The sequence below is a fragment of the Enterobacter sp. YSU genome, assembly GCF_016082135.1.
Taxonomy (GTDB): Bacteria; Pseudomonadota; Gammaproteobacteria; order Enterobacterales; family Enterobacteriaceae; genus Enterobacter; species Enterobacter hormaechei_C.
On record NZ_CP059487.1, the window covers coordinates 2,280,301 to 2,298,071 of the forward strand.

At 55.5% G+C, this 17,771-nt stretch carries 17 protein-coding genes and 1 pseudogene; 13 read left to right on the plus strand and 5 right to left on the minus strand.

Annotated elements, in window-relative coordinates; genetic code table 11:
* Positions 1-8: 8 nt before the first annotated feature.
* The 9 genes from infB to mtr all read left to right on the plus strand — a co-directional run bounded on the left by infB (position 9) and on the right by mtr (position 11,419).
* Positions 9-2,696, plus strand: a complete 2,688-nt coding sequence (gene infB, locus H2Z33_RS11065; protein ID WP_006812117.1) for a translation initiation factor IF-2 — start codon at positions 9-11, stop codon at positions 2,694-2,696.
* Positions 2,697-2,802: 106 nt separating this feature from the next.
* Positions 2,803-3,207: a 30S ribosome-binding factor RbfA gene (gene rbfA / locus H2Z33_RS11070; RefSeq protein ID WP_003861793.1), complete on the plus strand. Its 405-nt coding sequence runs from the start codon at positions 2,803-2,805 to the stop codon at positions 3,205-3,207.
* A complete protein-coding gene (gene truB, locus H2Z33_RS11075) occupies positions 3,207-4,157 on the plus strand; it encodes a tRNA pseudouridine(55) synthase TruB (RefSeq protein ID WP_017693918.1) in 951 nt (316 codons plus the stop codon). Before rbfA ends, truB begins: the two co-directional genes overlap by 1 nt.
* Positions 4,158-4,311: 154 nt before the next feature.
* Positions 4,312-4,581 (plus strand): 30S ribosomal protein S15, encoded by a 270-nt coding sequence (rpsO, locus tag H2Z33_RS11080; protein WP_003861789.1) that lies wholly within the window; start codon positions 4,312-4,314, stop codon positions 4,579-4,581.
* A gap of 242 nt (positions 4,582-4,823) precedes the next feature.
* Positions 4,824-6,962 (plus strand): polyribonucleotide nucleotidyltransferase, encoded by a 2,139-nt coding sequence (gene pnp, locus H2Z33_RS11085; RefSeq protein WP_017693919.1) that lies wholly within the window; start codon positions 4,824-4,826, stop codon positions 6,960-6,962.
* 109 nt (positions 6,963-7,071) lie between these two features.
* Complete coding sequence (gene nlpI, locus H2Z33_RS11090) at positions 7,072-7,956, plus strand: lipoprotein NlpI (protein ID WP_017693920.1); 885 nt, start codon at positions 7,072-7,074, stop codon at positions 7,954-7,956.
* 107 nt (positions 7,957-8,063) lie between these two features.
* Positions 8,064-8,144: a protein YrbN gene (gene yrbN, locus H2Z33_RS11095; RefSeq protein ID WP_097397692.1), complete on the plus strand. Its 81-nt coding sequence runs from the start codon at positions 8,064-8,066 to the stop codon at positions 8,142-8,144.
* Entirely contained in the window at positions 8,137-10,032 is a 1,896-nt protein-coding gene (locus H2Z33_RS11100) for a DEAD/DEAH family ATP-dependent RNA helicase (protein WP_003861780.1), read from the plus strand. Before yrbN ends, H2Z33_RS11100 begins: the two co-directional genes overlap by 8 nt.
* A gap of 142 nt (positions 10,033-10,174) precedes the next feature.
* Positions 10,175-11,419: a tryptophan permease gene (gene mtr, locus H2Z33_RS11105; protein WP_006812114.1), complete on the plus strand. Its 1,245-nt coding sequence runs from the start codon at positions 10,175-10,177 to the stop codon at positions 11,417-11,419.
* A gap of 100 nt (positions 11,420-11,519) precedes the next feature.
* Here the strand turns inward: mtr and H2Z33_RS11110 are convergent, their stop codons facing one another.
* The 3 genes from H2Z33_RS11110 to ubiU form a co-directional block, all read right to left on the minus strand.
* Positions 11,520-12,527 (minus strand): luciferase-like monooxygenase, encoded by a 1,008-nt coding sequence (locus H2Z33_RS11110; RefSeq protein ID WP_006812112.1) that lies wholly within the window; start codon positions 12,525-12,527, stop codon positions 11,520-11,522.
* Positions 12,528-12,605: 78 nt separating this feature from the next.
* Positions 12,606-13,484, minus strand: coding sequence for a U32 family peptidase (locus H2Z33_RS11115; protein WP_023295495.1), 879 nt, complete (start codon positions 13,482-13,484; stop codon positions 12,606-12,608).
* 7 nt (positions 13,485-13,491) lie between these two features.
* Complete coding sequence (gene ubiU, locus H2Z33_RS11120) at positions 13,492-14,487, minus strand: ubiquinone anaerobic biosynthesis protein UbiU (RefSeq protein ID WP_003861773.1); 996 nt, start codon at positions 14,485-14,487, stop codon at positions 13,492-13,494.
* Positions 14,488-14,708: 221 nt separating this feature from the next.
* Between ubiU and ubiT the strand changes: the two genes are divergently transcribed.
* Positions 14,709-15,233 (plus strand): ubiquinone anaerobic biosynthesis accessory factor UbiT, encoded by a 525-nt coding sequence (ubiT, locus tag H2Z33_RS11125; protein WP_063135407.1) that lies wholly within the window; start codon positions 14,709-14,711, stop codon positions 15,231-15,233.
* Positions 15,227-15,730, plus strand: coding sequence for a GNAT family N-acetyltransferase (locus H2Z33_RS11130; protein ID WP_015571968.1), 504 nt, complete (start codon positions 15,227-15,229; stop codon positions 15,728-15,730). Before ubiT ends, H2Z33_RS11130 begins: the two co-directional genes overlap by 7 nt.
* On the opposite strand, the gene H2Z33_RS11135 is transcribed toward H2Z33_RS11130, so the two are convergent.
* Positions 15,717-16,046, minus strand: a complete 330-nt coding sequence (locus H2Z33_RS11135; RefSeq protein ID WP_072204116.1) for a GIY-YIG nuclease family protein — start codon at positions 16,044-16,046, stop codon at positions 15,717-15,719. The two genes, H2Z33_RS11130 and H2Z33_RS11135, sit on opposite strands and share 14 nt — an antisense overlap.
* Before the next feature lie 14 nt (positions 16,047-16,060).
* On the opposite strand from H2Z33_RS11135, the gene H2Z33_RS11140 reads away from it, so the two are divergent.
* The gene (locus tag H2Z33_RS11140; protein WP_047365703.1) at positions 16,061-16,495 is read left to right on the plus strand and encodes a YhbP family protein; all 435 of its coding nucleotides are present in this window, start codon (positions 16,061-16,063) and stop codon (positions 16,493-16,495) included.
* On the opposite strand, the gene H2Z33_RS11145 is transcribed toward H2Z33_RS11140, so the two are convergent.
* A complete protein-coding gene (locus H2Z33_RS11145) occupies positions 16,475-16,993 on the minus strand; it encodes a type 1 glutamine amidotransferase domain-containing protein (RefSeq protein ID WP_015571965.1) in 519 nt (172 codons plus the stop codon). The genes H2Z33_RS11140 and H2Z33_RS11145 overlap by 21 nt on opposite strands.
* A 128-nt stretch (positions 16,994-17,121) precedes the next feature.
* Here H2Z33_RS11145 and H2Z33_RS11150 point away from each other — a divergent pair.
* A pseudogene (locus H2Z33_RS11150) lies at positions 17,122-17,766 on the plus strand (NAD(P)H-binding protein).
* Positions 17,767-17,771 lie beyond the last annotated feature (5 nt).

Sequence of the window (17,771 nt, forward strand, 5' to 3'; positions counted from 1 at the left end):
GGAACAGCATGACTGATGTAACTGTAAAATCGCTGGCTGCTGAGATTCAGACCTCCGTGGACCGCCTGGTACAGCAATTTGCTGATGCAGGGATCCCGAAGTCCGCTGATGACTCGGTGACCGCGCAAGAAAAACAAACCTTGTTAGCGCACCTGAACCGTGAACACGGCTCTACGCCTGACAAGTTAACGCTACAGCGTAAAACGCGTAGCACGTTGAACATCCCTGGTACCGGTGGCAAAAGCAAGTCGGTACAAATTGAAGTCCGCAAGACGCGCACCTTTGTAAAACGTGATCCGCAAGAGGCAGAACGCCTTGCCGCGGAAGAGCAGGCACAGCGTGAAGCGGAAGAACAAGCTCAGCGTGAGGCAGAAGCCACTGCCAAACGTGAAGCAGAATTAAAAGCTGAACGTGAGGCCGCAGAAAAAGCGAAACGCGACGCCGGTGAAAAAGCGAAGCGTGACGCTGCGGAAAAAGACAAAGTGAGCAATCAACAGACCGACGAAATGACCAAAACTGCCCAGGCTGAAAAAGCCCGCCGTGAAAATGAAGCTGCCGAGCTGAAGCGTAAAGCGGAAGAAGAAGCCCGCCGCAAGCTTGAAGAAGAAGCTCGCCGCGTCGCCGAAGAAGCGCGTCGCATGGCAGAAGAAAACGAGAAGAACGGTGTGAATACCGCTGAACCAACTGAAGATACCAGCGATTATCACGTCACCACGTCTCAGCATGCGCGTCAGGCAGAAGACGACAACGACCGCGAAGTTGAAGGTGGTCGTGGCCGTACTCGCAGTGCAAAAGCTGCGCGTCCTGCGAAAAAAGGTAACAAACACGCTGAATCAAAAGCTGACCGTGAAGAAGCGCGTGCAGCGGTTCGCGGCGGTAAAGGCGGCAAGCGTAAAGGTTCCGCTCTCCAGCAGGGCTTCCAGAAGCCTGCTCAGGCCGTTAACCGTGACGTTGTGATCGGCGAAACCATCACCGTTGGCGAACTGGCTAACAAGATGGCGGTGAAAGGCTCTCAGGTCATCAAAGCGATGATGAAACTGGGCGCAATGGCCACCATCAACCAGGTCATCGACCAGGAAACCGCACAGCTGGTTGCCGAAGAGATGGGTCACAAAGTTATCCTGCGTCGTGAAAACGAGCTGGAAGAAGCAGTAATGAGCGACCGTGATACGGGCGCAGCGGCTGAACCGCGCGCACCGGTCGTGACCATCATGGGTCACGTTGACCACGGTAAAACCTCTCTGCTTGACTACATTCGTTCTACTAAGGTTGCCTCCGGCGAAGCGGGTGGTATTACCCAGCACATTGGTGCTTACCACGTAGAAACCGAAAACGGCATGATCACCTTCCTGGATACCCCAGGCCACGCAGCGTTTACCTCAATGCGTGCTCGTGGTGCTCAGGCAACGGATATCGTTGTTCTGGTTGTTGCTGCCGACGATGGCGTGATGCCACAGACCATTGAAGCTATCCAGCACGCGAAAGCGGCGCAGGTGCCTCTGGTTGTCGCAGTTAACAAAATCGATAAGCCAGAAGCCGATATGGATCGCGTGAAGAACGAACTGTCCCAGTACGGCGTTATGCCGGAAGAGTGGGGCGGTGAAGCGCAGTTCATCCCTGTATCTGCAAAAGCAGGTACCGGTATCGACGACCTGCTGAACGCTATCCTGCTTCAGGCTGAAGTTCTGGAGCTGAAAGCGGTTCGTAAAGGTATGGCGAGCGGCGCGGTAATCGAATCCTTCCTGGATAAAGGTCGTGGTCCGGTTGCAACCGTTCTGGTTCGCGAAGGTACTCTGCACAAGGGCGACATCGTTCTGTGTGGTTTCGAATACGGTCGCGTTCGTGCGATGCGTAACGAACTGGGTCAGGAAGTGCTGGAAGCGGGTCCGTCCATTCCAGTGGAAATTCTCGGCCTGTCCGGTGTTCCGGCTGCCGGTGACGAAGTCACCGTGGTACGTGACGAGAAGAAAGCGCGTGAAGTCGCTCTGTATCGTCAGGGTAAATTCCGTGAAGTGAAGCTGGCTCGTCAGCAGAAATCTAAACTCGAGAACATGTTCGCCAACATGACCGAAGGCGAAGTTCACGAAGTGAACATCGTTCTGAAAGCGGACGTTCAGGGTTCTGTGGAAGCGATCTCCGACTCCTTGCTGAAACTGTCTACCGACGAAGTGAAAGTGAAGATCATCGGTTCTGGCGTAGGTGGTATCACCGAAACCGACGCAACCCTGGCAGCAGCGTCCAACGCGATCCTGGTTGGCTTCAACGTTCGTGCTGACGCATCTGCGCGTAAAGTGATTGATGCTGAAAGCCTGGATCTGCGTTACTACTCCGTCATCTATAACCTGATTGACGAAGTGAAAGCAGCGATGAGCGGCATGCTGTCTCCTGAGCTGAAACAGCAGATCATCGGTCTGGCTGAAGTACGTGACGTGTTCAAATCACCGAAATTCGGTGCGATCGCGGGCTGTATGGTTACCGAAGGGACCATCAAGCGTCACAACCCAATCCGCGTACTGCGTGACAACGTGGTTATCTACGAAGGTGAGCTGGAATCCCTGCGCCGCTTCAAAGATGACGTTAACGAAGTCCGTAACGGCATGGAATGTGGTATCGGCGTGAAGAACTACAACGACGTTCGCGTTGGCGATATGATCGAAGTGTTCGAGATCATCGAAATTCAGCGTACCATCGCGTAATCTTCGTCAACTGAAGATTAATTAGCGTAGGCCGGGTAAGCGAAGCGCCACCCGGCAGTAATTTTAAAAAGGGGCTTAAGCCCCTTTTTTGTCTGGAGAATTTATTATGGCGAAAGAATTTGGTCGCCCACAGCGCGTCGCGCAGGAGATGCAGAAAGAGATCGCTCTCATTCTGCAACGTGAAATCAAAGATCCACGCGTGGGTATGATGACCACCGTGTCTGGCGTGGAAATGTCCCGCGACCTGGCGTACGCCAAAGTGTTTGTTACTTTCCTGAATGACCAGGATGAAGACGCCGTGAAGAACGGCATTAAAGCGTTGCAGGAAGCCTCTGGTTTCATCCGCTCTCTGCTTGGCAAAGCAATGCGCCTGCGTATCGTGCCAGAGCTGACCTTCTTCTACGACAACTCGCTGGTTGAAGGTATGCGTATGTCCAACCTGGTGACCAGCGTGGTGAAACATGACGATGAGCGTCGTGTTAACCCGGCGGACGACAGCAAGGAGGACTGATGAGTCGTCCTCGTCGTCGCGGTCGTGACGTGCATGGCGTGCTGTTGCTGGATAAACCACAGGGCGCATCCAGCAACGACGTGCTGCAAAAAGTGAAGCGTATTTATAACGCCAACCGTGCAGGGCACACTGGCGCGCTGGATCCGCTGGCAACCGGCATGCTGCCGATCTGCCTGGGGGAAGCGACAAAGTTTTCCCAGTACCTGCTGGATTCGGATAAGCGCTACCGCGTGATTGCCAAACTGGGCCAGCGCACGGATACCTCCGATGCAGATGGCCTGGTGGTGGAAGAGCGCCCGGTGACCTTCAGCGCGGAGCAACTTGATGCGGCGCTGGACAGCTTCCGTGGTGATACGCTACAGGTGCCGTCGATGTATTCGGCGCTGAAATATCAGGGCAAAAAGCTCTACGAATATGCGCGTCAGGGCATTGAGGTTCCGCGTGAAGCTCGTCCGATTACCGTGTATGAGTTGCTGTTCATTCGCCACGAAGGTGATGAACTCGAGCTGGAAGTACACTGTTCGAAAGGGACCTATATCCGCACCATCATTGATGACCTCGGTGAAAAGCTGGGCTGCGGCGCGCATGTGATTTATCTGCGTCGTCTGGCGGTCAGCAAATATCCGGTCGAACGCATGGTGACGCTTGAGCATCTGCACGCCCTGGTTGAGCAGGCGCAAGCGCAGGGCGTTGCGCCTGCCGATCTGCTGGACCCGCTGCTGATGCCAATGGACAGTCCGGCAGTGGACTTCCCGGTTGTTAATCTTCCTTTAACATCGTCCGTTTACTTTAAGAACGGAAACCCGGTTCGCACATCGGGGGCGCCGCTTGAGGGCCTGGTACGCGTGACGGAAGGTGACGAAGGGAAATTCATCGGTATGGGCGAAATGGATGGCGAAGGGCGTGTGGCGCCGCGTCGTCTGGTCGTCGAATATCCGGTCGAAGCGTGACGGTGATAACGCCTCACCTTGCGATAAGCAGGGGAGACGAGTAGAATATCGCCGCTTAACGCCTGGTAAATTGTTTAACAATCTGCGGGGCGTACATGGGATAGCTGAATTAGAGATCGGCATCCTTACATTCTTTATACTTTGGAGTTTGAAAATGTCTCTAAGCGTTGAAGCTAAAGCTAAAATCGTTTCTGAGTTTGGTCGTGGTACTAACGACAGCGGTTCTACCGAAGTTCAGGTTGCACTGCTGACTGCACAGATTAACCACCTGCAAGGTCACTTTGCAGAGCACAAAAAAGATCACCACAGCCGTCGTGGTCTGCTGCGTATGGTTTCTCAGCGTCGTAAACTGCTCGACTACCTGAAGCGTAAAGATGTTGCACGCTACACCGCGCTGATCGAGCGTCTGGGCCTGCGTCGCTAATTCTTGCGAGTTTCAGAAAAGGGGGCCTGATGGCCCCTTTTTTCAACCAGACGGCAGCAATTCAATGGAAACTATTGTATTGTTGCTATAAATGATCTTCATTGCAGAGGTTCGCGCGGCTAATGAGAGGCTTCACCCATGGGGGTGTCGGTTGTCATTAGTCGCGAGGATGCGAAGAAGGTCGGGTTAAATCGTCAGCACACCTGAGGTGTGCTTTCAAACATTTAAGAAAGGACAGAATTTTGCTGAATCCGATCGTTCGTAAATTCCAGTATGGTCAGCATACCGTCACGCTGGAAACCGGCATGATGGCGCGTCAGGCTACTGCTGCCGTTATGGTAAGCATGGATGACACCGCTGTATTCGTTACCGTAGTTGGCCAGAAAAAAGCTAAACCAGGTCAGGACTTCTTCCCTCTGACCGTTAACTACCAGGAGCGTACCTACGCTGCCGGTAAAATCCCGGGTGGCTTCTTCCGTCGTGAAGGCCGTCCAAGCGAAGGCGAAACCCTGATCGCGCGTCTGATTGACCGCCCGGTTCGTCCGCTGTTCCCGGAAGGCTTCGTAAACGAAGTTCAGGTTATTGCGACCGTTGTTTCCGTTAACCCACAGGTTAACCCGGACATCGTTGCTATGATCGGCGCATCTGCGGCCCTGTCACTGTCTGGTATTCCATTCAATGGCCCAATCGGTTCCGCGCGCGTTGGCTACATCAACGACCAGTACGTACTGAACCCAACTCAGGAAGAGCTGAAAGAGAGTAAGCTGGACCTGGTTGTTGCCGGTACTGAAGCAGCGGTTCTGATGGTTGAATCCGAAGCTGAACTGCTGAGCGAAGATCAGATGCTGGGCGCTGTGGTATTTGGCCACGAGCAGCAGCAGATCGTTATTCAGAACATCAACGACCTGGTGAAAGAAGCCGGTAAACCACGTTGGGACTGGCAGCCAGAAGCGGTGAACGAGGCGCTGAACGCACGCGTTGCTGCACTGGCAGAATCTCGTCTGAGCGACGCATACCGCATCACCGACAAACAGGAGCGCTATGCTCAGGTTGATGTGATCAAATCTGAAGTGACCGCGACCCTGGTTGCCGAAGACGAAACGCTGGACGCTAACGAGATTGGCGAAATCCTGCACGCCATCGAGAAAAACGTTGTTCGTAGCCGCGTCCTGGCAGGCGAGCCGCGTATCGATGGCCGTGAAAAAGACATGATCCGTGGTCTGGACGTGCGTACTGGCGTACTGCCACGTACTCACGGTTCTGCGCTGTTCACCCGTGGTGAAACGCAGGCGCTGGTAACCGCGACCCTGGGTACCGCACGTGACGCACAGATCATCGACGAACTGATGGGCGAGCGTACTGACAGCTTCCTGTTCCACTACAACTTCCCTCCGTACTCTGTGGGCGAAACCGGTATGGTTGGCTCACCGAAGCGTCGTGAAATTGGTCACGGTCGTCTGGCGAAGCGCGGCGTGCTGGCAGTGATGCCAGAAGCAGACAAATTCCCGTACACCGTACGTGTGGTGTCTGAAATCACCGAATCCAACGGTTCCTCTTCTATGGCTTCCGTGTGTGGTGCCTCTCTGGCGCTGATGGATGCAGGCGTGCCAATTAAAGCCGCCGTTGCGGGTATCGCAATGGGTCTGGTGAAAGAGGGCGACAACTACGTTGTTCTGTCTGACATTCTGGGCGACGAAGACCACCTGGGCGATATGGACTTCAAAGTAGCGGGTTCCCGTGACGGTATCTCTGCCTTGCAGATGGATATCAAAATTGAAGGTATCACCAAAGAGATCATGCAGGTTGCTCTGAACCAGGCTAAAGGTGCGCGTCTGCACATCCTGGGCGTGATGGAACAGGCGATTAATGCGCCGCGTGGCGACATTTCTCAGTTCGCTCCACGTATCCACACCATCAAGATCAATCCAGACAAGATCAAAGATGTTATCGGTAAGGGCGGTTCTGTTATCCGTGCACTGACCGAAGAAACGGGCACCACCATCGAAATCGAAGATGACGGTACTGTGAAAATCGCAGCAACCGACGGCGAGAAAGCGAAATACGCTATCCGTCGTATCGAAGAGATCACGGCAGAAATCGAAGTGGGCCGTATCTACAATGGTAAAGTGACCCGTATCGTTGACTTTGGCGCATTCGTTGCTATCGGTGGCGGTAAAGAAGGTCTGGTACACATCTCTCAGATCGCTGACAAGCGCGTTGAGAAAGTGACCGATTACCTGCAAATGGGTCAGGAAGTACCGGTGAAAGTTCTGGAAGTTGACCGCCAGGGCCGTATCCGTCTGAGCATTAAAGAAGCAACCGAGCAGTCTCAGCCTGCTGCGGCACCGGAAGCCCCGGCTGCTGAACAGCAAGGCGAGTAAGGTTGCCATTTGCCCTCCGCGCAGGCGGAGGGCTTATTATCAGGCAGGACGCCTTGTTAAGCCGCCGGGGGACAGGACGTTCATCAATAGTTGTCTTCGGGAGTGGGAAATGAAGCCTTTTTTGCGCTGGTGTTTCGTTGCGACAGCTTTAACGCTGGCAGGATGCAGCAACTCTGCCTGGCGTAAGAGCGAAGTCCTCGCAGTGCCATTGCAACCGACTTTGCAGCAGGAAGTCATTCTGGCACGCATGGAACAAATACTTGCCAGTCGGGCTTTAACCGATGACGAACGCGCACAGCTTTTATATGAGCGCGGAGTGTTGTATGATAGTCTCGGTCTGAGGGCACTGGCGCGAAATGATTTTTCACAAGCGCTGGCGATTCGACCTGATATGCCTGAAGTATTCAATTACTTAGGCATTTATTTAACGCAGGCAGGCAATTTTGATGCTGCCTATGAAGCGTTTGATTCTGTACTTGAGCTTGATCCAACTTACAACTACGCGCACTTGAATCGCGGTATCGCATTGTATTACGGCGGTCGTGATAAGTTAGCGCAAGATGATCTGCTGGCGTTTTATCAAGACGATCCTAATGATCCTTTCCGCAGCCTGTGGCTTTACATCGTTGAGCAGAAGCTCGATGAGAAGCAGGCCAAAGAAGCACTGAAACAGCGCTTCGATAAATCGGACAAGGAACAGTGGGGATGGAACATTGTCGAGTTCTACCTGGGCAACATTAGCGAAGCAACGCTGATGGAACGCCTCAAGGCGGACGCAACGGATAACACCTCGCTCGCTGAGCATCTCAGTGAAACCAACTTCTATTTAGGTAAGTACTACCTAAGTCTGGGGGATATGGACAGCGCTACGGCACTGTTCAAATTAGCGGTTGCTAACAACGTACATAACTTCGTTGAGCACCGTTATGCATTGTTGGAATTATCGCTCTTGGGCCAGGAGCAAGACGACCTGGCAGAATCGGACCAGCAATAGCTGACGACATAAACATCAGCCCGTAATCTTTTGATTGCCATCACCTTCACTGGTGAGGGCGTTGTTGTTCGTCAATACACCTAATTTGAGCCGGTTCACACTTTTCAATGAAAATTGCTAATCATTTTCACGATGAGCTAAGTAGACTGGCCGCCATTAATATCGAGGCACTTGTACTACATGGCTGAATTCGAAACCACTTTTGCAGATCTGGGCCTGAAGGCTCCTATCCTTGAAGCCCTTAACGATCTGGGTTACGAAAAACCATCTCCGATCCAGGCTGAGTGTATCCCACACCTGCTTTCTGGTCGTGACGTGCTGGGCATGGCCCAGACTGGTAGCGGTAAAACCGCAGCATTCTCGCTGCCGCTGCTGAACAACATTGATCCGGACCTGCGCGCGCCGCAGATCCTCGTCCTGGCTCCAACCCGTGAACTGGCTGTTCAGGTTGCTGAAGCTATGACGGAATTCTCTAAACATATGCGCGGCGTAAACGTGGTAGCCCTGTACGGCGGCCAGCGTTATGACGTGCAGTTACGCGCCCTGCGCCAGGGTCCACAGATTGTTGTCGGTACGCCGGGTCGTCTGCTGGATCACCTGAAGCGCGGTACCCTGGACCTCTCTAAACTGAGTGGTCTGGTACTGGACGAAGCCGATGAAATGCTGCGTATGGGCTTCATCGAAGACGTAGAAACCATCATGGCGCAGATCCCGGAAGGTCATCAGACCGCTCTGTTCTCTGCAACTATGCCAGAAGCGATCCGTCGCATTACCCGCCGCTTCATGAAAGAGCCGCAGGAAGTGCGTATTCAGTCCAGCGTGACCACTCGCCCGGACATCAGCCAGAGCTACTGGTCTGTATACGGCATGCGCAAAAACGAAGCGCTGGTGCGTTTCCTGGAAGCGGAAGATTTTGATGCGGCGATTATCTTCGTTCGTACCAAAAACGCGACCCTGGAAGTGGCTGAAGCCCTGGAGCGTAGCGGTTACAACAGCGCAGCGCTGAACGGCGACATGAACCAGGCCCTGCGTGAGCAGACTCTGGAGCGTCTGAAAGACGGTCGTCTGGATATCCTGATTGCAACCGACGTGGCAGCACGTGGCCTGGACGTTGAGCGTATCAGCCTGGTTGTAAACTACGATATCCCAATGGACTCCGAGTCTTACGTTCACCGTATCGGCCGTACCGGTCGTGCGGGTCGTGCAGGCCGTGCGCTGCTGTTCGTTGAGAACCGCGAGCGTCGTCTGCTGCGTAACATTGAACGCACCATGAAGCTGACCATTCCAGAAGCCGAGCTGCCAAACGCAGAACTGCTGGGCAAACGCCGTCTGGAAAAATTCGCTGCGAAAGTACAGCAGCAGCTGGAAAGCAGCGATCTGGATCAGTACCGTGCGCTGCTGTCCCAGATCCAGCCTGTCGCTGAAGGCGAAGAGCTGGACATGGAAACCCTGGCCGCAGCACTGCTGAAAATGGCGCAGGGCGAACGTAGCCTGATCGTGCCACCTGATGCGCCGATGCGTCCTAAGCGTGAGTTCCGTGACCGTGACGATCGTTTCGAACGTCGTGGCGACCGTAACGACCGTGGTCCACGCGGTGACCGTCCAGAGCGTGGTGGTGAAGACCGTCCACGTCGCGAGCGTCGTGACGCTGGCGAAATGGAACTGTATCGCATCGAAGTGGGCCGTGATGATGGTGTTGAAGTTCGTCACATCGTTGGCGCGATCGCTAACGAAGGCGATATCAGCAGCCGTTACATCGGTAACATCAAGCTGTTCGGTTCCCACTCCACCATCGAGCTGCCAAAAGGCATGCCGGGCGAAGTACTGCAACACTTTACTCGCACCCGTATCCTGAACAAGCCGATGAACATGCAGCTGCTGGGCGATGCACAGCCACGTCCTGACCGTGGCGGCGAACGTCGTGGCGGTGGTCGCGGTTTCGGTGGCGAGCGTCGTGAAGGCGGTCGCAGCGAAGGACGCGGTGGTGAAGGCCGTCGTTTCTCCGGTGAGCGCCGCGAAAACCGTGGTCCACGCCGTGAAGAAGGCGCCAGCCGTCGTCGTTTCGGTGACGCGTAAGCCTTTCGCTTCTAACGTAAAGTAAAATATACAGCCCCGATAGTTGCTATCGGGGCTTTTTTTATTCCTTTTGTACTCTTGTACTGGTACAGTGCAACACACTAAAATGCAGAACCACATTTTTCACTGGAGATAAGGCCGCATGGCAACACTAACCACCACCCAAACGTCACCTTCGCTGCTTGGCGGCGTGGTGATCATCGGCGGAACCATCATTGGTGCCGGGATGTTTTCCCTGCCTGTGGTCATGTCCGGTGCGTGGTTCTTCTGGTCGCTGGCGGCGCTGGTTTTCACCTGGTTCTGCATGCTCCATTCCGGGCTGATGATCCTTGAAGCAAACCTGAACTACCGCATTGGCTCCAGCTTCGACACCATCACCCGGGATCTGTTGGGCAAAGGCTGGAACCTGGTGAACGGGCTGTCCATCGCGTTTGTACTCTATATCCTGACCTACGCGTACATTTCAGCGAGCGGGTCGATTCTGCATCACACCTTCTCAGAGATGTCGCTGAACGTTCCGGCGCGTCTGGCGGGTCTCTGCTTCGCGCTGGGCGTGGCGTTTATCGTCTGGATGAGCACCAAAGCGGTCAGCCGCATGACGGCGATCGTGCTGGGCGCAAAGGTCATCACCTTCTTTCTGACCTTCGGCAGCCTGCTGGGGCACGTCACGCCGGCCACGCTGTTTAACGTTGCGGAAGTGAACACCTCCTACACGCCGTACCTGCTGATGACGCTGCCATTCTGTCTGGCGTCGTTCGGCTACCACGGCAACGTACCGAGCCTGATGAAATACTACGGCAAGGATCCGCGCACCATCGTGAAATGCCTGGTTTACGGCACGTTGCTGGCGCTGGGGCTGTATGTGATCTGGCTGCTGGGGACGATGGGTAACATCCCGCGTCCGGAATTTATCGGCATTGCGCAGAAGGGCGGTAACATTGATGTGCTGGTACAGGCGCTGAGCGGCGTGCTGAACAGCCGCAGTCTGGATCTGCTTCTGGTGGTCTTCTCGAACTTTGCGGTGGCGAGCTCATTCCTCGGCGTGACGCTGGGCCTGTTTGACTACCTGGCGGATCTGTTTGGTTTTGATGACTCTGCTATGGGGCGCTTCAAAACCGCGCTGTTGACCTTCCTGCCGCCGATTGTGGGCGGCCTGCTGTGGCCGAACGGTTTCCTGTACGCCATCGGCTATGCGGGACTGGCGGCCACCATCTGGGCGGCGATTGTACCGGCGCTGCTGGCGCGCAAATCACGTAAGCGCTTCGGCAGCCCGAAATTCCGCGTCTGGGGCGGAAAACCGATGATTGCGCTGATTCTGGTATTTGGTATCGGCAATGCGGTGGTGCACGTGCTGTCGAGTTTTAATCTGTTGCCGGTATATCAGTAAAACGTGCGGTCTGAACCCCTCACCCCGGCCCTCTCCCCATGGGAGAGGGAGAAAAGAATGTAGGCCCGGTAAGCGAAGCGCCACCGGGCAAAGCAAAAAACTACCCCACCAACTCCTCTTTCACCTGCATCGCCAAATCAAACGAATGCAGACGCGCCTGGTGATCGAAAATCTGGCCGTTAACCATAATCTCATCCGCCTGGGTTTCACGCAGCACCGCCTCCAGCCCGTGACGCACTTTCGCCTTATCACCCACCAGCGACATACTCAGAGCCTGCTGCACGCCATACTGCTCGGAGGCCGACCACAGCTGATGCATATTCTCTACCGGCGGCGGCAACTGGCCCGTCTCGCCGCGACGCAGCTTCACAAACGCCTGCTGCATAGAGGTAAACAGGAATTCCGCGTCGCGGTTGCTGTCGGCGGCAATGATATTGATACACACCATCGCATACGGCTTCTCCAGACGTTCAGACGGTTTGAAGTGCGTACGATAAAGATGCAGTGCCTGATGCAGCATATCCGGTGCGAAGTGGGAAGCGAACGCGAACGGCAGCCCCAGTTGAGCGGCGAGCTGTGCGCTGTACAGGCTTGAGCCTAACAGCCATACCGGGATCTTTTCCCCGTACCCCGGCACAGGACGCACGTGCGGGTTCGGATCCCGCGCGTCAAACCAGTCCACCAGCTCGGCCACATCGCGCGGGAAGTTATCGATATCGCCGCTCATATGGCGACGCAGGGCGCGCATGGTCGGCTGGTCGCTGCCCGGCGCGCGGCCAAGCCCTAGATCAATACGGCCCGGATAAAGGGTATTCAGCGTCCCGAACTGCTCGGCAATCACCAGCGGGGCGTGGTTCGGCAGCATCACACCGCCGGAGCCCAGGTGCAGAGTGGTGGTATTCGCCGCCAGATAGCCAATCAGCACCGAGGTGGCGGCGCTGGCGATGCCCACCATATTGTGGTGCTCCGCCAGCCAGTAGCGGTGATAGCCGCGCTTTTCGGCAAGCTGAGCAAGATCGAGAGAGTGCGTGAAGGCTTCTCTGGCCGAGGAGCCTTGTGGGATCGGCGCCAGATCCAGCACCGAAAACGGAATGGTTTTGTCAGTCATAACAGCTCACTTTGTCGACGGTCAATCTTTAATACTGCATTAAAAAATGATAACCGTTGTTAACAAAGTGAGCCTTTTTTACGCCTGCAATTCCAGCCCGGCGAGACGTCTCCAGTAACCGTTGCAGTCGCTGTTTGCCGTCAACGGCAGCGGTGAGGCGCCGTTTTCGTTGGCGCGGAAGGCGTCCAGCATCGCGAAAACGCCGGTATCAAGCGGCGAAAGACGCACCATATCCACCAGCCCGTGCATTGACGCCAGTTCGTTGCCGAGGTTATAGACGTAACCGCTCATGGTCTGAATGCCGTTGAGAACAAACACCTGCTGGTTCTCCTGCGACAGCATACTGCGGCCGTTCGGGTACTTAATGCAGCAGGTTTCGCACTCGTCTTTCGGGCGATCTTCGGAACGAGCGGTGAAGCAGCGGGCAGAGTAGGCCAGCGGCAGATGGCCGTAGCTCAGAACCTCCACTTCAAACTTGTTGCGAATGCCCAGCTCTTCGCACTGTGTGAGCAGGTTGGCCAGCCAGTCGCGGGAGAGCTCTACTGGCATGCACCAGCGGGTCATCCCCTGTTTGAGCAACAGGCGCAGGGTCACCGCGTTATAGCAGTTCAGCGCATGTCCGGCGACAAACGGCAGCTTACGCTCGGCACACAGGTTTACCACGCCCAGGTCGCTCGCCTCCAGCAGGAACTCACCGTTTTCGACGTAGCGCTTCAGCTCGCCCAGTTCAGAGGATGCCTGCACCAGCGCCAGCGTCGAGAGCACCACCTGCTTGCCGCTGCCGGCCAGGTTTTTCGCCATATCCAGCCAGTCGCCCACTTTGGTGGCGCGGCGCTTGCTGCACACCGCTTCGCCGAGGTAAATCACATCGGCGCTGCTGTTAGCCGCCTGCTGGTAAAAATCTTCCAGCGTCTCTTTTGGCCAGTAGTAAAGCACCGGCCCTAATGAATATTTCATGATTATCTCACTGCCATTTACGGTGGTACGCGCCGAGCGTAGTTTGGGTGCCTTCAGACATCGCGCCGAGCGTCTCCATCCAGGCCGCTTGTGGAGCATAGTTTTGCGGGTCCGCCATGCAGCGGTCGATGGCCTGACGCCACACCTTCGCCACCTGGCTCACGTAGGCCGGGCTGCGCTGGCGGCCTTCGATTTTCACCGAGGCAATATTGGCGGCCAGCAGTTCCGGCAGCAATTCCAGCGTGTTGAGGCTTGTGGGCTCCTCCAGCGCGTGGTAGCGCTCGCCGTCCACCAGATAGCGGCCCTTACACAGTGTCGGATACCCCGCGTTTTCACCGTCCTGATAGCGGTCAATTAACACGTCATTCAGGCGTGACTCCAGTCCCTGCGGCGTTTGCTGCCAGCGAACGAAGCGGGCAGGCGAGCAGGCACCGACGGTATTTGGCGATTCCCCGGTGAGATAGGAAGAAAGATAGCAGCGGCCTTCGGCCATGATGCACAGGCTGCCGAAGGCAAAAACCTCCAGCGGCACTGGCGTGACGCGCGCCAGTTGCTTAACCTGATGAATAGAGAGCACGCGCGGCAGCACCACGCGGGCTACGTCAAAGTGTCGATGATAAAAACGCACGGCCTCTTCATTGGTGGCCGATGCCTGAACAGAGACGTGGCGCTCAATATGCGGATAACGTTCTGCCGCATACTCAAGCATGGCGAGGTCGGCCAGGATCAGCGCATCGGCGCCCAGCTGGGCCGCCATATCCACGGCGCGCTGCCAGCGGGCATAGCCATCAGGATGGGCAAAGGTATTGATGGCGATGTGCAGTTTGCGCCGGTGCTGGTGAACGAAGTTAACGGCTTCCTGAAGCTTTTTCTCCGTAAAGTTAAGACCCGCAAAATGGCGGGCGTTGGTATCATCTTTCAGCCCGATATAGACCGCATCGGCCCCATTTTCGATGGCCGCCTTAAGCGCCGGAAGGTTTCCGGCAGGGCAGAGCAGCTCCATAATTTATCCCGATGTTGTCGATCGCAGGGATCGTAAAAAATGTTAACGAGCTGGGATTTTAATTAACCCATACGCGACAATTTTTGATTTAAGGCAGCTAATGGCGTATTGATGGCACCAATAATGAGGTATACCGGACAACGGTTTGTTGATTTACGCCGCTATCTTCTTGTCGGGATATGGCAAAATAGCAGGACTATAGCTATCAGGGAGTAAAGCTCGTGCTGGATAAACTGCGTTCACGTCTCGTACAATTTGGTCCATCAATGCTGAGCGTGCCGGTAAAACTGGCGCCGTTCGCGCTTAAACGCCAGGTGCTGGAACAGGTACTGAGCTGGCAGTTCCGCCAGGCGCTACAGGACGGTGAGCTGGAGTTTCTGGAAGGCCGCTGGTTAAAGATTGAAGTGCGCGATATCGGGTTGCGCTGGTTTACTTCCGTTGAGAACGATCGGCTGATCGTCCGTGAAACCGCCGAGGCGGATGTCAGCTTTAGCGCGGATACCAGCGATCTGCTGATGATCGCCGCGCGCAAACAGGATCCGGACACCCTCTTCTTCCAGCGTCGTCTGGTGATTGAAGGCGACACGGAGCTCGGTCTGTACGTCAAAAATTTAATGGATGCCATTGAGCTGGAGCAGATGCCGAAAGCGCTGCGTATGATGTTGATGCAAATGGCAGATTTCGTTGAGGCCGGGCTAAAAACCCCGCCGGACAGTAAACACACTTCAGTAGGTGAGCCATGCTGATTCGAGTCGAAATTGGGATTGATGCGCCGGGTATCGATGCGTTGTTACGCCGCTCTTTTGCAGGCGACGCCGAAGCCCAACTGGTTCACGATCTTCGCGAAGATGGCCTGATTACGCTGGGCCTGGTTGCCACCGACGATGAAGGGCAGGTGGTCGGCTACGTGGCCTTCAGCCCGGTGATTGTGCAGGGTGAAGAGTTACAGTGGGTCGGCATGGCGCCGCTGGCGGTGGATGAAAACTACCGTGGCCAGGGCCTGGCGCGCCAGCTGGTCTATGAAGGGCTGGATTCACTGAATGAATTTGGCTATGCCGCTGTCGTCGTTCTGGGCGATCCGGCGTTCTACGAACGTTTAGGTTTTAAGCCAGCGTCCAGATACGATCTGCGCTGCCACTGGCCGGGCACGGAAACATCTTTCCTGGTGCATCCTCTGGCGGATGATGCGCTCGACGGCGTTACCGGTCTGGTGGAGTACCACGATCATTTCAATCGTTTTTAAGCAGGCTTTCGCGTAGCGCCTCGAAAGAGCCGTCCCCGTTGACGAGACGCTCTTTCTGGCGCTTCGTCAGCTGCTTGATGCAGTATTCCAGCCTGAGCGCCAGGGATCTGTCGCCCACGGCGGCTGAAAACGCTAACTGAAGTTCACCTTTCCCCCGCAGCGCCTTCGCTCCTTTCCCCGTTTGATGTTGTAAAAAACGCCGTGCCACATCGGTAGTGATCCCGGTGTAGAGTGCGTTATCAGCGGTTCGGACAAGATAGAGAAACCAGCACACGGTAAACAGATTCAGTATGTTAAGGTGAACGCACCATAGCATGAGAGAGAGCGAAAATGGAAACACTGGCCGCCATTAACCGCTGGCTGGCAAAGCAGCATGTCGTGACCTGGTGCGTCTGTAAAGACGAGGAGATGTGGTGCGCAAATGCCTTTTATTACTACGATCCCGGGCGCGTGGCCTTTTACGTGATGAGCGAAGATAAAACGCGGCATGCGCAGATGACGGGCCAGCGGGCAAAAGTGGCGGGCACGGTAAACGGTCAGCCTAAAACCGTTGCGCTGATCCGCGGGGTCCAGTTTAAAGGCGAAATTCGTCGCCTGGAAGGTGAGGAGAGCGACGCGCAACGTAAACGCTATACGCGCCGCTTCCCGGTGGCCGCGGCGCTAAAAGCCCCGGTGTGGGAAATCCGCCTTGATGAGCTGAAATTTACCGACAACACCCTGGGCTTTGGCAAGAAGCTGCACTGGTTACGCGCCGAGCAGGCGTAGCGCTTCACGGTTAAACGCCGGCAGATCGTCCGGTGTACGGCTGGTGATCAGCTGATCGTTATCGTTCACCACTTCCTGATCGTAGAACTCGGCTCCCGCGTTTTTCAGATCGATAACGATCGGCTTCACCGCGGTGAGCTTACGCCCGCGTACCACCTCGGCGCTGATCAGCAACTGCGGACCGTGGCAAATGGCAAATACCGGTTTACCGGTGCCGACGAAGTCACGGGTAAAGGTGACGAAACGCTCGTCTCCGCGCAGGGAATCCGGTGAATGACCGCCCGGTAACAGCAGGGCGTCGAAATCCGACGGGCTGACGTTATCAATGGATTCGTCAATGGTCACGCTGGCTTCGCCCTTATGGCCCTTCACGGTTTTACCCGCTTCTTTCTCGATGGTGACCACCTCGTGGCCCGCCTTGCGGAATGCCTCTGCTGGCGACGTAAATTCTGAATCTTCAAACTCGTCGGTAATCAAGACTGCGATTTTTTTACCCATGCTTCCTCCGTTGTTTTCGCTTCAGACTGTTTTTTTCCCGTTTGTGGTAAATACTTACCGGTAACAGACTTTTAAGTGTGGTAGAGCAGGCCCAGAACGCAAACGGACAATTCTGTAAAGGGGATAAGATGAGTCAGGTACTGATTACCGGCGCAACCGGGCTGGTGGGTGGACATCTGCTGCGGCTGCTGATCTAGGATCGGCATATCAATTATATCGCCGCCCCGACGCGTCGCCCGCTGTTGGATATCACCGGCGTCTATAACCCGCACGATCCACAGCTCACCGACGCGCTGGCGCAGGTGCAGGATCCCATTGATATCGCCTTTTGCTGCCTTGGCACCACCCGACGGGAAGCGGGCAGTAAAGAAGCTTTTGTCCATGCGGATTACACACTGGTGGTGGATACCGCCCTGACGGCGAAAAAGCTGGGCGCAAAACATTTCCTGGTAGTCAGCGCGCACGGCGCGAACGCAGGCTCGCCGTTTTTTTACAACCAGGTGAAGGGCAAAATGGAAGAGGCGTTAATCGCGCAGAAATGGGAGCGCCTGACCATCGCGCGGCCTTCCATGCTGATGGGGCACCGTGACGAACGTCGTTTTAACGAGTCTTTTTTCGCTCCGCTGTTTCGCATCCTGCCGGGTAACTGGAAGTCCATCGAGGCGCGGGATGTCGCGCTGGCGATGCTAAAAGAGGCGCTGGCTCCGTCGCAGGAGGGGGTTAATATTATCCCTTCGGCAAAACTGCGTGAAATCGCGCAGGGCGAGGCGTAAACTTC